Below are 227 nucleotides of genomic sequence, written 5' to 3'. Positions count from 1 at the left end.
GCTTCGTCCAGCAGCACCAAGGCGCGGCCAGTGTTGACCGGGTCGTTGGGGATCGACACTGTCGCGCCGTCTTTCAACTCCGAGATATTTTTGATCTTGGTCGAGTACGCGCCGAAAGGCTCGATGTGCACACCGACCACCGGCACCAGGTTGGTATTCCGGGTCTTGTTGTAGTCATCCAGGAATGGCCGGTACTGGTAGTAGTTGGCGTCGATGTTCTTCAGCGC

At 57.7% G+C, this 227-nt stretch carries 1 pseudogene (cut by a window edge); it reads right to left on the bottom strand.

What is annotated here, in order from left to right:
* Positions 1-227 (bottom strand): annotated as a pseudogene (locus HX846_RS27650) (MetQ/NlpA family ABC transporter substrate-binding protein); its annotated part runs 152 nt beyond the window's last position; the annotation flags it as partial.

The sequence above is a fragment of the Pseudomonas sp. K5002 genome (genome assembly GCF_013386655.1).
In the GTDB taxonomy this organism is placed as follows: Bacteria; Pseudomonadota; Gammaproteobacteria; order Pseudomonadales; family Pseudomonadaceae; genus Aquipseudomonas.
Note: the sequence above shows the minus strand (reverse complement) of the source record. Positions and strands in the feature narration are given on the sequence as shown.